Source organism: Actinomadura roseirufa (assembly GCF_900659635.1).
GTDB classification, from domain to species: domain Bacteria; phylum Actinomycetota; class Actinomycetes; order Streptosporangiales; family Streptosporangiaceae; genus Spirillospora; species Spirillospora roseirufa.
Genome location: NZ_CAACVB010000526.1, coordinates 1 through 2,224, shown reverse-complemented (window position 1 = coordinate 2,224; position 2,224 = coordinate 1). Strand labels below are relative to the sequence as shown.

2 protein-coding genes are annotated in these 2,224 nt (G+C 70.3%); both read left to right on the top strand.

Annotated features, from left to right (window positions below; genetic code table 11):
* Nucleotides 1-68 precede the first annotated feature (68 nt).
* Nucleotides 69-1,313, top strand: coding sequence for an IS21 family transposase (gene istA / locus E1291_RS41105; protein ID WP_131743428.1), 1,245 nt, complete (start codon nt 69-71; stop codon nt 1,311-1,313).
* The gene (istB, locus tag E1291_RS41100; RefSeq protein WP_131743427.1) at nt 1,313-2,146 is read left to right on the top strand and encodes an IS21-like element helper ATPase IstB; all 834 of its coding nucleotides are present in this window, start codon (nt 1,313-1,315) and stop codon (nt 2,144-2,146) included. Before istA ends, istB begins: the two co-directional genes overlap by 1 nt.
* The last annotated feature ends 78 nt before the right edge of the window (nt 2,147-2,224 follow it).

The following is a 2,224-nucleotide window of genomic DNA, read 5'->3' as shown; positions in this document are numbered from 1 at the left end:
TGTCGACGACGGGTGAAAACTGACCCCCAGGCGACGGCTGGAATCTGACCCCTCTCACTGTGTGGAGGGTGATCAGGGTGGAGGACTGGGCGGAGATCCGCCGGTTGCACCGGTCCGAGGGCATGCCGATCAAGGCGATCGCTCGGCGGCTGGGCATCTCGAAGAACACCGTCAAGCGGGCGCTGGCGGCTGATGAGCCTCCCAAGTACCGGCGGGCGGGGAAGGGGTCGATCGTGGACGTGGCCGAGCCGGTGATCCGGGAGTTGTTGGCGGAGTTCCCGGACATGCCGGCCACGGTCATCGCCGAGCGGATCGGCTGGGAGCGGTCGATGACGGTGCTCAAGGACCGGGTCCGGTTGTTGCGGCCGCAGTATCAGCCGGCCGACCCGGCGTCGCGGACGGCCTATCAGCCCGGTGAGCTGGCCCAATGCGACCTGTGGTTCCCTCCGGCCAAGGTCGCGGTCGGAGCCGGGCAGCAGACCAGCCCGCCGGTGCTGGTGATGGTCAGCGGCTATTCGCGGTGGATGATGGCGCGGATGCTGCCCTCGCGGGCGGCCGGGGACCTGTTCGCCGGGATGTGGGCGCTGCTGCGGACGCTGGGGGCGGCACCCAGGACGCTGGTGTGGGACAACGAGGGCGCGATCGGGCAGTGGCGGGGCGGACGGCCGCAACTGACCGCCGAGGCCAGCGCGTTCCGCGGCACCCTGGGCATCGCGATCGTGCAGTGCCGTCCCGCCGACCCCGAGGCCAAGGGCCTGGTCGAGCGGGCCAACGGCTATCTGGAGACCTCATTCCTGCCCGGACGGTCCTTCACTTCACCGGCCGATTTCAACGCCCAGCTGGACCAGTGGCTGGCGCATCGGGCCAACGTCCGCCACCATCGGCGGCTGGAGTGCCGGCCCGCCGACCGGATCGTGGCCGACCGGGCGGCGATGGTGGCGCTGCCGCCGGTCGATCCGGTGGTGGGGTGGCGGACGGCGACCCGGCTGGCCCGCGACCACTACGTCCGCGTCGCCTCCAACGACTACTCGGTGCACCCCTCGGTGATCGGCCGGCTGGTCGAGGTGGTCGCCGACCTGGAGCAGGTGCGGGTCACCTGCGGCGGGCAGCAGGTCGCGGCTCATCGACGGTGCTGGGCGGTCCACCAGACCATCACCGACCCCGCCCACGCCAACGCGGCCGCGGCGATGCGGCGCACCCGGTTGCAGACCGTCCGGCCACCCGCCGGCACCGAGGTCGAGCAGCGGCGGCTGACCGACTACGACACCCTGCTGGGTCTGGACACCGCAACCGATGTCGAGGGGGTGGCGTGATGGCCGGCCGCACCACCAAGACCACAACGGCGACCACCTCGACGACCGGCACGGGCGGCCGCAATGTCGAAGCCGAGCTGGCCTATCTCACCCGGGTCCTCAAAGCGCCGTCACTGCATGCCGCCGCGTCTCGTCTGGCCGAGCGGGCCCGCACCGAGTCCTGGACGCACGAGGAGTTCCTGGCGGCCTGCCTGCAACGCGAGGTCGCCGCCCGCGAGGCCCACGGCGGTGAGGCCCGTATCCGCTCGGCTCGCTTTCCCGCCCGCAAGAGCCTGGAGGACTTCGACTTCGACCACCAGCGCTCCGCCCGACGTGAGGTCATCGCCCATCTGGGCACCCTGGACTTCGTCGCCGCCCGCGAGAACGTGGTGTTCCTTGGGCCGCCCGGCACCGGCAAGACCCACCTTTCGATCGGGCTGGGCATCCGCGCCTGCCAGGCCGGACACCGCGTCGCCTTCGCCACCGCCGCGCAATGGGTCGCCCGCCTGGCCGACGCCCACACCGCCGGACGACTGCAAGACGAGCTGACCAAGCTCGCCCGCGTCCCGGTCCTGATCGTCGACGAGGTCGGCTACATCCCTTTCGAGGCCGAGGCCGCCAACCTGTTCTTCCAGCTGGTCTCGTCCCGCTATGAGCGCGCTTCGCTGATCGTGACCAGCAACAAGCCGTTCGGCCGCTGGGGCGAGGTGTTCGGCGACGACGTCGTCGCCGCGGCCATGATCGACCGCCTCGTCCACCACGCCGAGGTCATCAGCCTGAAGGGAGACAGCTACCGCATCAAGAACCGCGACCTGGGCCGCGTCCCCGCAGCCAACCACAACAACGACCAGTAACAGACAGCAACGACCAACAACATCAAGGGGTCAACTTTCACACGTCCCCAGGGGGTCAGAATTCAGCCGCCGTTGACA